Genomic DNA, 18,461 nt, shown 5'->3' on the forward strand with positions numbered 1-18,461 from the left:
CGTGGCCGGGTTCATCGCTTCCCAGAGGACCGAGCATTCCGTGCCGCACGCGGTGGCCTGTCGGGCGTTGGGGGTGTCCGAGTCGTGGTTCTGCAAGTGGCGTGACCGGCCGCCAACGCGCCGCGATGACCAGCGTGTCCGGCTGACGGCCGCGGTCCAGAAGGTGTTCGACGACTCGGGCGGCACCTACGGCAGCCCTCGCATTGGCATCGAGCTGCGCGAGTCCGGCTGGCAGGTCTCCGACAACACGATCGCGCAGCTCATGGCCGAGCTGGGCTTGGCCGCGCGGGTCAAGCGCCGCCGACGCGGCCTGACCCGCCAAGGTAAGCGTCCGGCCGCACCGGACCTGGTCAAGCGGGTGTTCACCGCACCGGCGCCGGATGTCGCCTGGTGCGGCGACATGACCGAGATCCGTACCGACGAGGGCAAGCTCTACCTGGCCACCGTCATCGACCTGTACTCCCGTCGGAATCTCGGCTACGCGATGAGCGCCCACCACGACGCCGGGCTGGTCGTCGCCGCGCTGAACATGGCCGCCGTCACCCGCGGCGGCAACGTCGAAGGAGTGATCTTCCACAGCGACAGGGGCAGCGAGTACACCTCGGCCGACTTCGCCCGGGCCTGCAACCGGTGGAACGTACGCCAGTCGATGGGCCGGGTCGGGTCATGCTTCGACAACGCCGTCGCCGAGGCCACCTTCTCCACCATCAAGGTCGAGTACGTGCACCGCCGTCACTTCCGCACCCGTACCGAGGCCCGCCTGAAGATCGCCACCTGGATCACCGACTTCTACAACCGGCGCCGCCGGCACTCCGTCTGCAACTGGCGCTCACCCATCGACTACGAACGATCAGAAACCCGCGCCCTGGAGGCCCAGGCCGCATAACGGAGCCCTCCACGATTCCAGGGGATTGACAGTAACCGCGTCGCGGGTGTCCTGTGCGGCGCGGATCGCCTCGTCGAAATATGCGGCGCTGGCGGCGTGGTCGTGACGTTGGGAGGCGTCCCACACGAGCTGACCCATCAGCGTGGCGGACTCGGCGACGGCTGCGGCCAGTTCACGCTGAACCAAGCCGTCGCTGGCGTGCTGGCGGAGGAAGGTCGCCTGGCCGTGTAGCTGCCCCGCCTCGACGAGCAGAAGCGTCGAAGGCGTCCGGTCGTAGCGCTCGTCAAGGTGCTGCACCCGCTCCCGTAGGTAGGCAACGGTGACCAGGTCGACCCGGCGGGGGTGCCGCAGCACATAGTTGAGACGCTCGTTGGGCGGCGACGGTGGCTGGCCGACCTCGACCAGCAGGTCGGCCAGCTCCTCGACCGACAGCTTGAGAGCTGCAGCCAAACGCGGTCGATGCCACGGCTGTGGATCAGTCTCTGCCCGCTCCCACCGCACGACGGTGGAGCGGTCGACACCAAGAACTTCGGCAAGGCGTTCCTGACTCAAGCCGAACGCCTTGCGGCGCTCGGCCAGCCGATGCCGACGCTTGCCCGCGCGCCGCCCTCCTCCGCCGCTGACCATCACCGATCCATTCATCCAGCTAACGCCGTGTAGCGCAATGAGGATGCATCAGTTCTGCGTCATCGCCGCCCTGGGAACCACATGTCCTCCGCGATTAGGTGAAGACACGGGCGGCGATCAAGCCCGACCTAACGAGCGGGGGCGCGAGGTGAGCTCCGAAGAGCTAGATCCAACTGAGACAGCTGCCGAGGACAACCTTGATCATGGGTTGCTAACGCCGCATCGCACTTCCGCTCGCTTGTTGGTGATGCCCCATCTGCGTACTGCCATGAGGGCTGCGTGGGTGGGTGACCGGCGGCCTGCTCCTAGCCGCTGTAGTGCAGCGGTGGGTTCGCCTTTCCCCGGCGAGCCCACCACTCACAGACTTGGAAGGGGGCGGCGGCATGACGGTGTATGTCTCGCGTAACGCGAGGGACGACCAGACCTGGTGAGCCACCCCCGCTTTCATGGAGCTTCTTGATCATGGTCTTATGGCCGTGGGGAGGAAGTCGTCCGTGGCAGCACCGAAGAAGTACCCCGACGAGCTACGTCAGCGCGCCGTGCGCCTGTATCGCGAGTCGGACCCGAAGCCGGTGATCCGGCGCCTGGCCGAGCAACTCGGCGTGCATCACGAGGCGTTGCGGAACTGGATCCGCCAGGCCGAGGCCGACACGGGTGAGCGTCACGACCGGCCGACCAGCGAGATGGCGGACGAGAACCGGCGGCTGCGCAAGGAAGTTGCCGAGTTGCGGCGGGCGAACGAGATTCTGAAGGCCGCGAGTGCGTATTTCGCGGCGGAGCTCGACCCGACCCGGCGACGGTCATGAGGTTCATTCACGAACACCGTGACCAGTTCGCGGTCGCGCTCCTGCTACGGGTCCTCAACATCGGCGCTTCAACCTACTACGCGTGGGTCAAGCAGGCCGAGCAGCCCTGCGACCGGGACGTCGTCGACCTGGGGCTGATCTCCAACATCCACGAGATCTGGGAGACCTCCGGGCGCACCTACGGCGCTGACCGGGTCCACCGGCAGCTGCGCCGTGACGGCATCCGCGTGGGCCGCAAGCGCGTCGAGCGGCTGATGGCCGAGCAGGGCTGGCAGGGGGCGTTCCTGCGTCGAGGCTGGCGTGGTGGCTCCACGAAGCAGGATCCCCGGCACACGCCGGCGCCGGATCTGGTCAATCGGCAGTTCACCGCCGACGGGCCGAACCGGCTCTGGGTTGCCGACGCCACCCGCATCCCGTGCGGTGAGGGTGTGTTCTGGTTGGCTGCGGTCCGCGACGCGTTTTCCCGCCGGATCGTCGGGTGGAAGACGTCTGACCGCTGCGACACCGACCTGATCCTCGCCGCCCTCGAATACGGCATCTGGTCGCGCGACGTCCGCGACGGCCAGTTGATCCACCACAGCGACCGCGGGTCGAACTACACGTCGTTCCGCTTCGCGGAACGCTTGCAGGACAACGGGATCCTGCCGTCGATGGGCTCCGTCGGCGACTCGTACGACAACGCCCTGATGGAGAACTTCTGGTCCACGCTGAAGATCGAACTCGTCTACCGCACGTCCTGGCGGACCCGCGACGAGGCCGAGAACGCGATCTTCGCCTACATCGACGGCTGGTACAACACCCGCCGCATACAGAAGGAACTGGGCTACCTCAGCCCGAACGAGTACGAGACCGCCTGGCACCCGCCAGCCGCAACCAGCCGAGCCACCTATCGCCACCCCTGCGCCAGCCGGCAGCAGGTAACCACCGCTCCATCAAAGCGGGGGGAACTCAGGTCGAGCTGGGGGATGTCCCATGGGCCCGCGCACCTCGCCGCCTTAAACATCCCGGACTCGGCGCTCAGCTACTTACAGTCCTGAACGAGGCAGGCGATCGCGAGCCCCAGGACTGGCCCTCACTTGCGCGGCTGCGGTTGGCGGTCCGTCTAGCCCGAGAGGCGGGGGTCCCGGAACTGGTCGGCCCGCTGCTCGACTTGGCGGCGAAGGACGGATGGAGTAGTCACCTACGTCTTCTGGCGGCTATGACAGCGTTTGAGACGAGTCCCACAGATGCCGCGCCGCAACTGGCGCAGGTTGCCAGCAGCCTCGTGGACGCCAGCTACGCCTCACGGGTCGATCCAGACGACGAGCTACGGGGGGCACTGCTAGACATGCTGTGGCCCGCTTACATCTCTGTTGAGGACGTGCTCCAACACCTTCGACCTCGGCGAAACCGCAACCTCGGGTTGCGTCCACGGGAGTGGTGTACGACTTGCCCGTGATGGGCGTGTTGCGTAGATGAGAGACGGCCATCGCGTCGATCCTTCAAGACGACCAAGTCAGAGAAGGAAGAAGGAACGCGATGGCCGCTTCAGAGAGTGTGAACCCTGTTGACCTGCTGCGCGAGCAGATCGAGGGCGCGTCGCCGGATGTGTTGCAGGCGATGATCAAAACGTTCGCGCAGGCGGTGATGTCCGCCGAGGCTGACGCGATCTGCGGCGCTGGCTACGGGCAGCGCAGCGACGAGCGGGTCAACTCGCGCAACGGCTACCGGGCTCGGGAGTGGGACACCCGGGCGGGGACGATTGACCTGGCGATTCCCAAGCTTCGTCAGGGCAGCTACTTCCCCGACTGGCTGCTCACCCACCGGCGGCGGGCCGAGCAGGCCTTGGTCTCGGTCGTGGCCACGAGCTATCTGCTCGGGGTGTCGACGCGGCGGGTGGAGAAGCTGGTTGAGCAGCTCGGGATCCGGCAGTTGTCGAAGTCGCAGGTCTCGGAGATGGCCGCCCACCTCGACGCCCAGGTCGAGGCGTTCCGCAACCGGCCCCTCGACTCTGGGCATTACACGTTCGTGTGGATGGACGCGTTGACGATGAAGGTCCGCGAGGCCGGACGCACCGTCAATGTCCACGCCCTGATTGCGGTCGGGGTCAACGCCGACGGTCAACGGGAAGTCCTCGGCGTCGACGTCGCCTCGGACGAGGACGGCGCCGGCTGGCTGGCGTTCCTGCGATCGCTGACCGCCCGCGGACTGTCCGGCGTCCAGCTCGTCATCTCCGACGCCCACCGCGGCCTCGTCGCGGCGATCGGCGCGGCGTTGCCCGGCGCTACCTGGCAGCGGTGCCGCACCCATTACCTGCGCAACCTGCTCACGAAGGTGCCGAAGTCCGCGCAGCCGTGGATCGCCACCCTGGTCCGCACGATCTTCGACCAGCCTGATACCGACGCCGTCCACGCGCAGTTCCGGCGGGTCGTCGCCACGATTGAGGCGAAGTTCCCGGCCGCCGCTGAGCATCTCGACGCCGCCCGCGACGACCTCCTCGCGTTCACCAGTTTCCCGCGCGAGATCTGGCGTCAGATCTGGTCGAACAACCCGCAGGAACGCCTGAACAAGGAGATCCGCCGGCGCACCGATGTCGTCGGGATCTTCCCGAATCGGGCGGCGATCATCCGCCTCGTCGGCGCCGTCCTGGCCGAACAGACCGACGAATGGACCGAAGGACGCCGCTACATGGGCCTGGAACTCCTCGCCAAAGCCCGCCTGATCACCATCGACACCAGCCAACACGACACCGACCAGACCGACGCGGCATCGATCGCCGCATAACATCAGACCGGATCACACGATGGCCGTCTCTTACACCACCAGCGCGGACGTGACCCAACCTCGTCGGCTCCTACCTGGGCTTTGAGATGCGCTTCGCATCAGAGCTGTCGGAAGAGGACCTGCCTGCCGTACTCGAGTGGGCTATCGGGCAGCTCCACAACGGTCGCAGCCCCTCCGAACTGCGATCCTCGACGGCGGATGTACAAGGAAGCGACGAAGAGCCTCCTGACGAACGTCCGGTCGGCCGGTTGGACATTGAACTCATTGACGGGATCGTAGAGCGGGCATTATCCGGTGACGGTGCCTTAAGCCGAGCGCGCGAGGTTGCTCTGATCTTGCGACCGCGACTTGAGCGGTTCGACCATCCACCGTTACCCACAGCGGTAGATGCTGAGGACGAGGATGGCCGAGAGCCACCACGCTTCCGCGACCTCCGTCATGCCCTCGCGCACTCGTTGGTCGAGTTAGCGGCGACCACCGATACGTTCGATCGCGCCAAGATCTGGGCGATTGCTGACGGCTGGGGCACGAGAGACCGCTCCTGGCGCGTCCGAAAACCCGTTCTTCCTGACGGGCTGCGTCGAGCCAACCGTGGCTACCTTCTAACGGGTGCCGACTTTCCATGGGCATACGAGCGGGCGTCCGAGGCACTAGGTGTCGGCAACAGAATTCTTGCGGAAGCGCTTGCACAGGTGGCTGGCTACCTCTTCGACCTATCCGATGCCGCATCGGGCGAACTTGCCTACTCGAACCCGGACCATCCAGTCTGGCCACACGTCAAATGGTGGTTTGAGCCCGTCCCGCTTGACAGCGACCTCGCGAATCTGTGGCGACAGGCCCACGGCAGGAGGCGGGATCGAGTAGATGATGGTTTGCCGTCAGTCGAGCGAGAGGAATTTGTCGCAAAGCTCAACCAACTGCTTGCCGATGCCGCAGCCGGCAATGTCGACGCCTTTTGGCGCCTGGCCTGGCAGCTTCAGGCCGATCCCAACAGTGGCGAGGGGACACTCCGTCTCGATGACGACATCCTAGACTTCCCCGGTCTAGCCGCACTCGATGGGAGCGGGGTGGACGTGCTGATCGAAGCAGCGGTCCATTTCATCGCCAACGAGCACGACCACTCGGGCGAATGGCTCGGCACCAACCGATACGACAAGCGTGGATGGGCCGGGTATCTGGCGCTGGCACTCCTCGAAAGGAAAGACCGCCTTTCGGAAGTGCCGAACGCAGCCTGGTCGTCCTGGGCAGGGGCGCTGATTTGGTTCCACACCGTGCCCAGCAACGCCGGTGATAGGGAAATCAAGTTGAGACTCCTGTCGCGAGCCGTCGAGCACTCGGCGTCACAGCTCGCAGCGGCGGTCGACGCTTATGTGCGTGGGGAACTGATGCAGGGACATCTGGCATCTGAGACGGAACTTGTAGACCCGGCATGGCACGTTGAACTGGCCGACACGTTTGCGGCACTACTCACCGAACTTGCTGACGCTATCACCCGAACGAGAGGAGACGACGGACCAAGCGACGCCGCGGGTCAGCAAGCCCCTCACCCGGCACCCGACGAGCCGCCCAACGGCCGGAAGGCGGACCAGGCCGCGCTTTCGCTTACGACGGACGAGAGTCGAACGCATGCCCTGCAACGGTGGGAGGAGATGCTCGTCGCTCTCTTACAAGCACAGGACCAGCGAGCAGTCGACACCGCACACCATGCGCTGGAGGCAGATGTCTCAAGCGGATGGCAACGGCAGCTCGCGGCGCGAGCAGCCAGAGCGCTGCTCACCGTGGATTCTCACCAGTACCTCGCCACCGTGCTATCGGCCGTAGGCAAAGATGCTGCCCTAGGTCGGGACGTAGCTCTGTGCCTCGGCGCCAGCTACAGCGACTTTCTCGCTGACCTAGAGGAAGAACAACTGGCGGAGCTTTATCGGTGGCTTTCGGGACTATTTCCGCCCGAAGATGACGTCCCCATCGAAGGAGTACACTTCGTTGGCCCCGAGGAACAAACTCGGGAGTGGCGGGATCGCGTCCTTCAGAGCATCAGCAGCCGCGGCAGCGAGCAAGCCTTGCGCGCGCTCACAAAGCTTCGCGACGAGTACCCCAGCCGCGTCATCATAACCTCTCATATTCTTCGGGCTCGGACCAACCTATTCGCTTCGGCCTGGTCCCCACCGACCCCCGTCGAACTGGCAGCGTTGTTTGAGGACGCCAACCGGCGACTTGTTCGGTCCGAACGCGAATTGGCCGATCTGCTTGTGGAGGTCCTCGAAGCCATCGGCAACGATCTGCCGACGCACGGAGAATTGTTGTGGGACCGCTTACCCGCACGCGTTCTGCCCAAGTCATACCAACTGAAGGAAGCCTGGCTCCCGAAACCCGAACCTGCACTCTCGGCGTACATCTCACACGAACTCACCAAGAGGCTCGAGCGGCGCGGATTAGCTGTCAACCGCGAAGTCCTAGTCCGCCCAACTGACGCCTACGGTGCTGGAGACCGCACTGACATCCAGATCGAGGCGACAATGCGCGACGATCCGGTGAAAGGACCAACGCCGGACCGCATCGTTGTCGTCATCGAGGTGAAGGGACCTTGGAATAGAGAGTTGCTGAGCGCTCAGCAGCAGCAACTAGCCCAGCGCTACCTTCCGGAAGCCGGCACACGAACTGGCATCTATCTCGTGGGCTGGTATCCGCTCGAACAATGGACCTACAAGGGTGACTACCGCAGGAGGCGCGTCGCGCAACTCAGCGAGCATGCCCTTCTCGCGAGCCTCGAAACGCAGGCGGCCAGCATCACCCGATTGGACGCGCTCACCGTACCATTCCTGCTGACAATACCTAGACCTCACCGCAATAGTGACGGCACCTGACTCGATTTCCATTAGTTGATTCGTACCGCAGGGCGCCGCCGCCTGCCCGTCCTGCTGGTTGATCGGTGGGTTGCGGCGCCGGTGTGTATTGGCAAGTGGGATGAGGCCGGTCAGGCACTGCGCGCGTAGCCGGCGAAGCGGTCTTCGGCTTCGTCGAGGATCAGCGGCACGTCGTACACCGACAGATCCGGCCTGGGCCGCGCGTACCGCACCCGGTGGCGCCACCGGTGGTGCTCGTACGCCGTGTCCACCTGAATCTCAGCCACCACGGTCGCCTCGACCTGCGCGTAGTTCAGCCGCTCAGGCCGCTCGAACTGGCCCGACCAGGCAGCCGGGTAACGGATCGGGCCAGGGGTGGATGACAACACGGCGCTCGGTCGGACGTGGCGGGGAAAGCAGTCTCGCCAGCTGCTGGCGCTGCGGCGTGGCCAGCGGATGCGTGCGGCCGGTGTGCCGGCAGCCGGCCGCGCCGGTCGAATCGGCCGAGGAGAAGCTTCTCGGGGTTGCGGATGCTGCTAGGCGAGAGAACTGGTCGAGGTGACCCTGTCACTATGTTGATTACCACGATGCTGGTCGTTCCGTCAGCTGCTCGGCTGTGGGCTTCAGCTCTGTGGGGCGGCGACAACCGCGACTCTATGCTCATCCTTCGCGACGAACTGCTGCTGGCGCCAAGATTGGGGCCCGCCATGCTGATCCGGCAGAGCGACGATGATGGCGTCAGGAGTCACGGTTGCCGGCGCGCGGCGCGGGCGGCAGCTATACGCGCCTGGTAGATTGCCCAGCCTTTTCTGAACATCGCCGCCTCGATAGCATCCGGGCGCACGGCCGCTTGGTTAGTGGACTCAGTTCTGGCATGGTTGTGGGCGAATTCGAGCCACCGCTGGTATTGATCTGGGCCCCAAGGGCCGCGTTCCGTAATGTCCCAGTGTTCGACTTCCTTCAAAGCTATGGCAACGAACTGGTCGAGGATCAGCGCGCGACCAGGTTGTGCGTCGGGCCGGGCATCCGCGAAGTACAGCAGCTTGGTGTAGAACGAGGGCCCGAGGTAGGGAAGCTTCTGCTCGCCGCCCAGGGCCAGCATCTCGTACGCCTTCGCCGGTCCCTGATCACGAAGGACGGTCAAAGCCTTAACGAGCTTGGCCGTGGTGGACTCAGTCGTGTTCTTAGTGAAGACCTGAGCTCGACGACCGACGAGGAATGCTCGGTCGCCGGTGCCCCAGGCGTAGCTGCCGACCAGCAGTCGCCCGACGTCGTCTGGACCGCCATTCGCTGCGGTGAGGAGGTCGCTACGCGTGATATGTCGGTACTGCCGACCCCTGTTGGCCTCGGGCAGGTCGGATAGCCATGCCGTCCACCCTTCGGCGGGGACGCGTTGCTGCCACCAGCGTGGACGAAAGTCGAACCCGTGTGTGAGAACCTCACCAGGGGTCCAGAACGCGTCGACGCCAAGTCGGTCTCTGAGCCCCATCGTCGTCTCCTGCCCGGTGTGGGCAGACTGTACCGGCGGGCATCGACCGGAAACGACCCATGCTGCGTAAGCCCGGCCCAGGACGCCGAACTAGAAGGACTCTTATACCACGGTACTCGGACTTCTCCACTCGGGCCGTAAGGCGTTGGCCGCGAGGTATGGGGCCAGTCGTCCGTCCGCTCGCCGGGGCCGCGCCGCGCTCGGCGTGCTCCTGAGGACGGCCAACAGAGCACCGGTTTCCTAAGACCGTCATCTATGCATGTCGGTAGGCCGACTGCCTGCGATTCAGCCGTTCATTACCTCTGTTTGTTGGTCGCATTGGATAGCTGCTGCGCTCCGTTGCTGGCGGTTACAGTAGCAAACCGGCCGCCTCTGTTGCTTTTTGTGTCAACTTTCTCGATTCTAAATCCTCGTCACGGCATTTTGCGACTTGACGTAGCGAGGATGCTGTCCGGGGAAGCACGTGCGATCCTCGCCCAACCCGCTCCTTTACGCCGCACGCCGAGTTACGCCTGGGCACCGGAGTCGGAAGTGGGCGCAAACGCGTTGCCAGGCTGATGCGCCAGGCCGGGCTGCAGGGCTTCTGCCGGCGCTGCCGTCAGGGCTGCAAGGTGCGCGAGTTGGACGCGTGAGTGGATGCCGAGCTTCCGGTAGACGCGGGTGAGGTTTGCTTCGACTGTTTTGACACTGATGGTGAGGGCGGTGGCGATGTCGCGGTTGGTCGCTCCGCTGGCGGCGAGCTCGACGCAGCGCTGTTCGGCGGAGGTGAGGCAGGGGAGCGTACTGCTGTGCGCGGGGACGGGCTCCAGTTGGTGGAGGGTGCGGGTGGCGGCTTCGATCCAGGGGTGTGCCTGGTGCGTGCTGAAGAGGTCGGCGGCGCTCTGCGCCGCGGTGCGGGCGCTGGCGCGTCGGCGTCCGCGTCGTTCGGTGTGGCTGAGGGCCAGGAGGGTTCGACCGTGTTCGATGGGCAGGTGGCGGAGGTGGTCGGCTGCTGCGGTGAGGAGGTCGGCGGCCGCATCGTAGTTGCCCAGGGTGGCTTCCAGGAGTGCCTGGGAGCGGTCGAGCACGGGGAGGACGCAGCTTCTATCTAGATCAGTCGCGGTGCGACGGGTATCGGTCAGCAGTTTGCGGGCTTGGTCGAGGTAGCCGAGGGAGATGAGGGCTTGGGCGAGGTCGGCGTGCCAGCGCAGGACGGACGGGTCGCGGACCTGCTGGCGCTTCTCAAGCGTACGGACCTCTTCCAGCGCCTCCAGGGCTTCTTTCGGACGCCCGGTGACCAGGAGAAGATGTCCGAGGACGAAGAGGTTTCGGGAGAGGAAGACTTTGTTGTCCTCCCGGCGGGAGGTGTCCGCCCCGCGGCGTGCGTGAGCGAGGGCGGAGTCGGTGCACGAGGCGGTGCCCTCGACCAGGGCGGAGGTGTAGCACGTTGGTGCGGGGTCCAAGGCGGCTCTGTCGGTAAGCGACAGGGCGCGGCCGGCGTAGTCGAGGGCCAGTCCGCACCGTCCGGCGCGGATCTCGACTTCGGCGAGGCTGCGCAGGACATCCACGGTGGCTTCGGCGTCTCCGGTCCGCTCGGCTTCGACGAGCAGAGGCAGCAGTGCGCTGCGGGCTTCGTCCAGACGGTCGTCGAAGATGGCGTGCCGGGCGGAGAGCTGTTCGGGCCTGGCGTTGACGGGGATGTGAGTGCTGCGTGGCAGGGACAGGGCGTGGCCGAGCGTGGTCTCGGCTTGGGGGCGGCCGAGGATGCGTTGGATGCGGGCCTGCATCGTGAGGGCCATGGCGGTGGTGGCGGTGTCGCCAGCGCTCCGGGCGAGGCTGGCGGCCCGGGCAGCCTGGGCGCACGCCCGGTCGGGATCGCCGTTGACGTTGGCCCAGATCGCCTGGCGGACGAGGATCTGCGCGGTCAGGTCCGGATGTCCGGCCGCTTCGTGAAGTGCGTCGGCGAACAGCTTGTCGCCGTTGTACAGGTGCTGTCCGCCTGAGTCGATCAGGGCGATGAGGGCGTTGACGCGGTTGGCGGGGCTGCTGTCGTGGTTCAGGACGAGGCGGACGGCAGCCTGGCCGCGGGGCAGGTCGCCGTTGTGGGCGGCGTCGCGTACGGCGGTCAGCGCCCGTTCGGTGAGCAGGTCGGCGTCGGTCTCCGGGGTACGTTCGGCGGCGAGCAGGGAGAGCTCGGCCGCTAGTGCGGGTTCTCCGCGCAGCCGGGCGCGGGCGGCGGCGCGGTCGGCGCAGTCGGCCGACTGCGGGTCGTTGGTGTCGGCCGCCAGCGTGGTGTGACGGTCGCGGCGGATGCTGTCGCGGCTGGCTTCGGCCAGGCGGGCGTGCAGGAGCCTGCGTGTGGCGACCGGCGGTCGGGCCGCGAGTTCGGCACCGATCGCGGCGGCGGCGAACCGGATCTTCCCGTCGACCTGCCCGATGTTGATCAGTCCGGCTGCCTCGGCCTCTGCGAGAAGGTTTTCGGCGGGCGGGCCGGCGAGGCGGCTCAGCAGTTCGCGGTCGGGCCGGTCGTCGAGTGCGGCGACCGTCAACAGTTCCTGAACTTCGGCCGACACAGTGCCCAGCCATTCGTTCACCAGTCGGCGGGCGGCCGGCGGCAGGACCAGGTCGTCTACGAGACCCTGAGCGGCCGGCAGGTCGGTGGCGCGGCTGCGGGCCCCGGCGAATGCGAGGGCTAGGGCCGGGTTCCCTCCGCTGCGGATGTGGGTCTGCGTGACCTCGTAGGGGGTTAGCCGGTACGGCGACAGCAGGGTTGCGACCTGATCGGGTGTCAGCGCCGGGATGCGTACCGCACAGGGGTCCTCGCCGCACCAGTGGCCTTCGCTCCCCGGGCGCCAGATTCGCTCTGCGGCTATGACGGGAAGGTCGGGAGCCAGGCGCAGTGCCCAACGCAAGACGGCCGCGCTGGCCGTATCCAGCCACTGGGCGTTGTCCACCACCAGTGTCAGAGGCGGGGTGTCCAGCAGCAGGGTGGCGGTCAACCGGCGCAGCCGTAGAGCGGTCCCGGCGGGATCGGCAGAGCCCGGCACTCCGACGGCCTTGTCGATTCCGGTCGCGAGTTCCCGCGCGGCCGGCAGCGGTTGGAGGGCCAGTGCGAGTTCGAGCAGTCCGGTGTAGGGGACCTGGGCGTCCTGTGGGCTCGGAGCCAGCCTTAGGACAGGCATGCCCAGCTGCTGCCCGAGTACACCGGCCGCAGCGGTCTTGCCGATCCCGGGCGGACCGAACAGCACCACCCGACGGGCGCCGCGCACGACGCCCGGTACCACCGGCAGCATGGTGCCGGTGGCCCCCTGATGCGCATTCACTGCCGTCGCAGAATCTGGCACCGGATCATAGTGCGCCCGACGGTCCTTCGCGCACCAGAGCAAGGGGTTGCCCTGATTTCGGCCAGCCTCCGCCGTTCCTAGTGTCATCGCCAAAGCCGAGCTGTCACCGGTTGCCGGAGATCCCATCAACACGGGCCCTGCTGCCACACCCCTCAACCCATCTCGGCGGGAGGATTGCGATGTATCGAAGAACTGCCATGGCGGCCGCTGTCGCGGTTGCGCTTACCCTGGGCACCGTGACCGGGGTGGCCACCCAGTCGACCGCAGCCACCCCGCCCCCTACACCCACGGTTGCACAGAGCCCGCTGTCGCTGGCGATCTCTGCAGCCGACCGCGCTGCCGACGGCGGTCACGACGCGCTGGCGAAAGGCCCCTTCGAGCAGTACGACCGTCGCATGGTGATCCCGTGGGTGGACGGCCTGTTCTCCATTGCCTACGAGCGCACCTACCGGGGCCTGCCGGTGGTCGGCGGCGACGCCGCCGTGCTCGCCGACGGCAAGGGCGCGATCCGGGCGATCTCGGCCGCCACCAAGACGAAGATCAACGTGTCGGTGGTGCCGACGGTCGCCGTCGACCGTGCCGAGCAGACCGCCAAGAGCCTGCTCGCGAAGGTCGACCGGGTCGAGTCGCGCACCCTGGTGGTGCACGTCAAGGACAGCACCGCGCGACTCGCGTGGGAGGTCGTCGTCGCCGGGCGCACCGCCTCGGCCCCCAGCCACCTGCATGTCTTCGTGGACGCGCGCAACGGCCAGGTGCTGGCCAAGCAGGAGGACGCCGCGGCCGGTTCCGGCACCGGCAAGTGGAACGGGCCCAGCCCACTGTCGATCACCACGTCGCAGTCGGGCAGCACGTACTACCTGCGCGACACCACGCGCACCGGCCTGAACTGCCAGGACTACAGCACCAGCACCGTCTTCTCCGGCGCCGACGACAGCTGGGGCAACGGAGTGGGCACCAGCAAGGAGACCGGCTGCGTCGACGCACTGTACTCGGCGCAGAAGGAATGGGACATGCTGTCGGCCTGGCTGGGCCGCAACGGGCACAACGGCAACGGCGGCAGCTGGCCGATCAAGGTCGGCCTGAACGAGCAGAACGCCTACTGGGACGGCTCGACGATCACGATCGGCAAGAACTCGGCAGGCAACTGGATCTCCTCGATGGATGTGGTGGGTCACGAGTTCGGCCACGGCATGGACCAGAACACCCCCGGCGGCACCAGCTCCGAAGCCGGCCTCGGCGAAGCCACCGGCGACATCTTCGGCGCCCTGACCGAGGCATACGCCAACCAGTCCAGCGCCTACGACGAACCCGACTACCTGGTCGGTGAGGAGATCGACCTCGTCGGCGACGGCCCGATCCGCAACATGTACAACCCCTCGCTGGTCGGCGGCCACCCGAACTGCTACTCCTCGTCGATCCCGAACACGGAGGTACACGCGGCCGCAGGTCCGCTCAACCACTGGTTCTACCTGCTCGCCGAGGGCAGCGCGCCGGGCGGCGGCAAGCCGAACAGCCCCATCTGCTCGGGCGGCCCGTCGTCGGTCACCGGCGTGGGCATCCAGTCCGCCGGAAAGATCTTCTACGGCGGCATGCTGCTGAAGACCTCCGGCATGACCCACAAGAAGTACCGCACCGCGACCCTGACCGCCGCGAAGAACCTGGACTCCTCGTGCGTCCTGTTCAACCGGACCAAGGACGCGTGGAACGCGGTCGCGGTCCCGGCCCAGACCGGCGACCCGACCTGCACCGCGACCAGCACCGACTTCTCGATGTCGGTCAGCCCCACCTCGGGCAGCGTCAACGCGGGCTCCTCGGTGACCGCGACGGTCAACACCGCGACCGTCTCCGGCAGCGCGCAGACCGTGTCGCTGACCTCCTCGGGTGCCCCGTCGGGGGTCACCGTGTCGTTCAGCCCGACGTCGGTGACGTCGGGCAACAGCTCCACGATGACGGTGGCGACCACCTCCAGTGCGGCTGCGGGCACGTACACCATCACCGTGACCGGCACCGGTTCGATCACCCACACCGCGCAGTACACGCTCACGGTCAACGGCGGCACCCCCGGTGGCACCGCGCCGGACATCGACGTCGCCAACGTGCAGGCGCACCTGACACAGCTCAGCACCATCGCCACCAACAACGGCGGCACCCGCCGCTCGACCGGCCAGGGCTACCTGCAGTCGGTGGCGTACGTCAAGGGCAAGCTGCAGGCCGCCGGCTTCACCGTCACCGAGCAGCCCTGCACCTCCGGCTGCACCAGCGGTGCAGGCCCGAACCTGATCGCCGAGTGGCCGGGCGGTAACGCGAGCAACGTCTACATGTTCGGCGCCCACCTGGACGGCGTCTCGGCCGGTCCGGGCATGAACGACAACGGCTCCGGCTCGGCGGCGCTGCTCGAGGTCGCCCTCGCGCTGGCCGCGCAGAACCCGACCATGCTGAACAAGGTCCGCTTCGGCTGGTGGACCGACGAGGAACAGGGCCTCAACGGCTCCAAGTTCTACGTCAACTCGCTGACCAGTACCCAGCGAACGGCGATCAAGGCCTACTACAACTTCGACATGATCGCGTCGAAGAACGGCGGCTACTTCATCAACAACATCACCTCGACCGCGTCGCAGCCGATGAAGGCATACTGGGACTCCCTCAGCCTGCAGCCGGAGGAGAACGTCGAGGGCCAGGGCCGTTCCGACGACTACTCGTTCCAGAACGCGGGCATCCCGACCTCCGGTTACGCGATGGGCGCCAGCGCCACCAAGACGTCGGCCCAGGCGTCGAAGTGGGGCGGCACGGCCGGTCAGTCCTACGACTCCTGCTACCACTCCTCGTGCGACACCCTCAGCAACATCGACGCCACCGCGCTGAACCGGGCTGCCGACGGCATCGCCTACACGCTGTGGAACCGGGCGGTCGGCACCTCGACGCCGACCAACGACTTCTCGATCTCGGCCAGCCCCGCGTCGGGCACCGTGAACGCGGGGTCCAGCACCACGACCACCGTCGGCACCGCCACCACCTCGGGCAGCGCCCAGACGGTTACCCTGACCGCCAGCGGCGCCCCCACGGGCGTAACGGTCTCGTTCAGCCCGTCGTCGGTCACCTCCGGCAGCTCGTCGACCGCCACCATCGCGGTCGGCTCGTCGGTGGCCGGCGGCACCTACACCATCACCATCACCGGCGCGGGTTCGGTGTCGCACAGCACCACGTACACGCTGACCGTGACCGGCGGGCCGGGCGGCTGCACCGCCGCCCAGCTGATCCTCAACGGCGGGTTCGAAAGCGGCACCTCGCCGTGGACCGGCTCCACCGGCGTGATCGGCACCTCTATCGGGCAGGTGCCGCGCAGCGGCACCCGGTACGCGTGGCTCGGCGGAAACGGCTACACCGCGACCGAGGCCATCAGCCAGACCGTCACCATCCCGTCGGGCTGCACCAGTGCGGTACTGACCTACTGGCTGCACATCGACACGAGCGAGTACGGGGCGCTCGCCTACGACGTGTTCACGATCAAGGCCAACGGCACCACCGTGGCGTCGCTGTCCAACATGAACGCTGCCACGGGCTACACGCAGCGCACCGTCAACCTCGGCGCGTACGCCGGCCAGACGGTCACGCTGACCTTCACCGGCACCGAGGACGCCTACCTGCAGACCAGCTTCGTGCTGGACGACGTGACCCTGCAGATCGGCTGAGTTCAACGGCAGGGTGGGGCGCTCGCCCCACCCTGCCGCAGGTCCTGCGCCCCTGTTCCGCTGCCGGACCGGACCTTAGCCTGAATCCGTGGATTGGATTCTGGGTGCGTTGTCGGGTTGATCTAGCCGATTGGGGGTGTGATGGATCCGCTGGCCCTGGTCTCCGTAGAACGCCAAGTAACCCGGCTCCGCCTTGACCTGGCGAGAGGCGAAGTCCATCGCCTCCGGGCGCAGATCTGCCCAACCTCGCGGGAAGCGGCCGTCCGCGTTACCCACATGAAATCCGGTTCATAACTCGGCCCGGCCCCGGCGAGCGCGGGTCGCCGGAAGACGGCAGACATTTCGCTGCCGTGGTGCCCACCCGGCCCGATGTCGCCGCTGCCGCCAGGGAGCATGGCCGGGTGCAGTTCTAGGAAGTCTTGGACGGTGGACTCCTCCGGGTCCGTCTTCAGGAGGTCGTACCACTGCGACATGACCTCATCGGCATAACTCTGCCAATCGATAGCCTTTGGGCGGGTTGGGTCCGTGTCAGGCTCCAGCCCTTGCCAGTCACTGGTCGAGGCCTGCTCGGTGGTCGACATGTGCAGAGCGTAGGCGCACGAGTTGCGCAGTGTCAGCCTTCATGGATTGCGTCGCTGGTCCAACCCGAGCAACCTCGGCTGCTGGTGCAAGCGGCACGCATGCGAGCATGCACAGTCCCGCTGGCGTCTAGCTCAGCGTCAGCTCGGAGTCAGCAAGAAGGGCCACGTTGTCGATCATTGGATGATGTTGCGCGAGGGCAGCGGTGCACCGTACGGCATCAGTTGGCACGCTGGGAGCACGGCTGATACGTGAGATCGTCGTTCACGCCGAAGAGATCACTGTTTGATCCGCGGGTGCGGTGGGTCCCAAGGCCACTTCACTGAGAAGCGAGCAGCCTGGGGCGTCCACGTGGGAAGAGTCGGGGTACCGTCGATGGGGTGGCGGCCTGCTGATTCGCCAGGCCTCTTGAGCTGGGAGCGACGCTATGGCCTCGTCCGTCGATCCGCGCTTTGGGGTAGCTCTGCGGGAGTCTCGGGAGCGGCGTGGCCTGTCGCTTCGGTCTCTCGGGCAACTCGCTCACCGGAGTAAGAGCCATCTGCACGAGTTGGAGGCAGGGCTCAAAGCCCCGACGGTCGACACAGCCCGCCACCTGGACCGGGTTTTGGATGCCGGGGGAGTGCTTGCTCGGCTGGTTGATGCGCCGATCGACCATGCGGCCGAGGCAGGCGAGTTGCGGGCGAGAGTCGCCGCCAGTGATGTCAGCAACGACACGCTCGAACGGATCGAGCAGGGCGTTGACGACCTCGCCAGCTCCTATCCGACGATGGCCCCGGCGGATCTGTTGCCGTTGGTGCGGCGGCACCTCTCCTATGTGGTGCGGCTGCTCGACGGGCGGCTAACGCTTGCTCAACAGCGGCGGCTGCTGGTTGCCGGCGGTTGGCTCGCGGTGCTGAGGGCCACGGTTCACATCGACCTGCGGCAGCGGAATTCTGCGGCTGCTCACCTGCGAGCCGCTCGTGAGCTTGCTGAACATGCCGAGCATCCCGAGATCCAGGCGTGGTGTCTGGAGACGCGAGCTTGGGACGTGTTGACGCAAGGTGACCACCGTTCAGCGCTCGATCTTTCCCAGCAGGCGCAACGGGTCGCGCCTCCGGGCAGCTCTGCCAGGATCCAGGCGACTGCTCAGGAGGCCCGTGCATGGGCTCGCATCGGAGACGTTGCTGCTACCCGACGAACCCTGGATCGGGTAGAGCGGTTGGCGGCGAACTTGCCCGTTCCCGAGCGAGCCGAGCATCACTATCGCTACGACCCTGCCAAGGCCGCCGCCTACACGGCCACGACTTTGGCATGGGCTGGTGACCCGGGCGCCGAGCAGGTGGCTCGGGCCGTACTGGCCGATCTGGATCCGCACGGCGATGGGGGAGCGCGGCCACGCCGGTCGGCATCGGCGGTTGCGTCCACGGGAGTGGTGTACGACTTGCCCGTGATGGGCGTGTTGCGTAGATGAGAGACG

General features: G+C 66.7%; 10 protein-coding genes and 2 pseudogenes. 8 read left to right on the forward strand and 4 right to left on the reverse strand.

Annotated elements, in window-relative coordinates:
* Nucleotide 1 precedes the first annotated feature (1 nt).
* Nucleotides 2–886: an IS3 family transposase gene (locus tag O7611_RS06875; RefSeq protein WP_223201435.1), complete on the forward strand. Its 885-nt coding sequence runs from the start codon at nucleotides 2–4 to the stop codon at nucleotides 884–886.
* On the opposite strand, the gene O7611_RS06880 is transcribed toward O7611_RS06875, so the two are convergent.
* Entirely contained in the window at nucleotides 851–1,528 is a 678-nt protein-coding gene (locus tag O7611_RS06880; protein ID WP_198033296.1) for a helix-turn-helix transcriptional regulator, read from the reverse strand. The two genes, O7611_RS06875 and O7611_RS06880, sit on opposite strands and share 36 nt — an antisense overlap.
* A gap of 479 nt (nucleotides 1,529–2,007) precedes the next feature.
* Between O7611_RS06880 and O7611_RS06885 the strand changes: the two genes are divergently transcribed.
* The 4 genes from O7611_RS06885 (at nucleotide 2,008) to O7611_RS06900 (ending at nucleotide 7,946) form a co-directional block, all read left to right on the forward strand.
* Entirely contained in the window at nucleotides 2,008–2,319 is a 312-nt protein-coding gene (locus tag O7611_RS06885) for a transposase (RefSeq protein ID WP_194803493.1), read from the forward strand.
* On the forward strand, nucleotides 2,316–3,356 hold the full coding sequence (locus O7611_RS06890; RefSeq protein ID WP_269696408.1) for an IS3 family transposase: 1,041 nt from the start codon (nucleotides 2,316–2,318) through the stop codon (nucleotides 3,354–3,356). The genes O7611_RS06885 and O7611_RS06890 overlap by 4 nt, the downstream gene beginning before the upstream one ends.
* Nucleotides 3,357–3,837: 481 nt before the next feature.
* A complete protein-coding gene (locus O7611_RS06895; protein ID WP_194803563.1) occupies nucleotides 3,838–5,082 on the forward strand; it encodes an IS256 family transposase in 1,245 nt (414 codons plus the stop codon).
* An 86-nt stretch (nucleotides 5,083–5,168) separates the two neighbouring features.
* Nucleotides 5,169–7,946 carry a hypothetical protein gene (locus O7611_RS06900; protein WP_269696409.1) on the forward strand — a complete coding sequence of 926 codons (2,778 nt, stop codon included), beginning with the start codon at nucleotides 5,169–5,171 and terminating at the stop codon, nucleotides 7,944–7,946.
* Nucleotides 7,947–8,056: 110 nt separating this feature from the next.
* Here the strand turns inward: O7611_RS06900 and O7611_RS06905 are convergent, their stop codons facing one another.
* A complete protein-coding gene (locus O7611_RS06905; protein ID WP_269696410.1) occupies nucleotides 8,057–8,314 on the reverse strand; it encodes a hypothetical protein in 258 nt (85 codons plus the stop codon).
* A 356-nt stretch (nucleotides 8,315–8,670) separates the two neighbouring features.
* Complete coding sequence (locus tag O7611_RS06910) at nucleotides 8,671–9,414, reverse strand: 8-oxoguanine DNA glycosylase OGG fold protein (protein ID WP_043325497.1); 744 nt, start codon at nucleotides 9,412–9,414, stop codon at nucleotides 8,671–8,673.
* A 512-nt stretch (nucleotides 9,415–9,926) separates the two neighbouring features.
* Here O7611_RS06910 and O7611_RS31975 point away from each other — a divergent pair.
* Complete coding sequence (locus O7611_RS31975) at nucleotides 9,927–10,046, forward strand: IS3 family transposase (RefSeq protein WP_223201434.1); 120 nt, start codon at nucleotides 9,927–9,929, stop codon at nucleotides 10,044–10,046.
* Here O7611_RS31975 and O7611_RS06915 read toward each other — a convergent pair.
* Nucleotides 10,032–12,863, reverse strand: a pseudogene (locus O7611_RS06915) (LuxR C-terminal-related transcriptional regulator); the annotation flags it as partial. The gene O7611_RS31975 and the pseudogene O7611_RS06915 sit on opposite strands and share 15 nt — an antisense overlap.
* Before the next feature lie 71 nt (nucleotides 12,864–12,934).
* Here O7611_RS06915 and O7611_RS06920 point away from each other — a divergent pair.
* On the forward strand, nucleotides 12,935–16,426 hold the full coding sequence (locus tag O7611_RS06920; protein WP_442929387.1) for a M28 family peptidase: 3,492 nt from the start codon (nucleotides 12,935–12,937) through the stop codon (nucleotides 16,424–16,426).
* A 1,006-nt stretch (nucleotides 16,427–17,432) separates the two neighbouring features.
* Nucleotides 17,433–18,416: pseudogene (locus O7611_RS06925) on the forward strand (helix-turn-helix domain-containing protein); the annotation flags it as partial.
* Nucleotides 18,417–18,461: the final 45 nt, after the last annotated feature.

Origin of the sequence: Micromonospora sp. WMMC273, assembly GCF_027460285.1 — a bacterium.
In the GTDB taxonomy this organism is placed as follows: Bacteria; Actinomycetota; Actinomycetes; order Mycobacteriales; family Micromonosporaceae; genus Micromonospora; species Micromonospora aurantiaca.

What these genes read in the sequence shown, in the direction of transcription:
- O7611_RS06880 (WP_198033296.1), bottom strand. Translation starts at nt 1,528, where the DNA reads ATGAATGGATCGGTGATGGTCAGCGGCGGAGGAGGGCGGCGCGCGGGC.
- O7611_RS06910 (WP_043325497.1), bottom strand. Translation starts at nt 9,414, where the DNA reads ATGGGGCTCAGAGACCGACTTGGCGTCGACGCGTTCTGGACCCCTGGT.
- O7611_RS06890 (WP_269696408.1), top strand. Translation starts at nt 2,316, where the DNA reads ATGAGGTTCATTCACGAACACCGTGACCAGTTCGCGGTCGCGCTCCTG.
- O7611_RS06900 (WP_269696409.1), top strand. Translation starts at nt 5,169, where the DNA reads ATGCGCTTCGCATCAGAGCTGTCGGAAGAGGACCTGCCTGCCGTACTC.
- O7611_RS06895 (WP_194803563.1), top strand. Translation starts at nt 3,838, where the DNA reads ATGGCCGCTTCAGAGAGTGTGAACCCTGTTGACCTGCTGCGCGAGCAG.
- O7611_RS06920 (WP_442929387.1), top strand. Translation starts at nt 12,935, where the DNA reads ATGGCGGCCGCTGTCGCGGTTGCGCTTACCCTGGGCACCGTGACCGGG.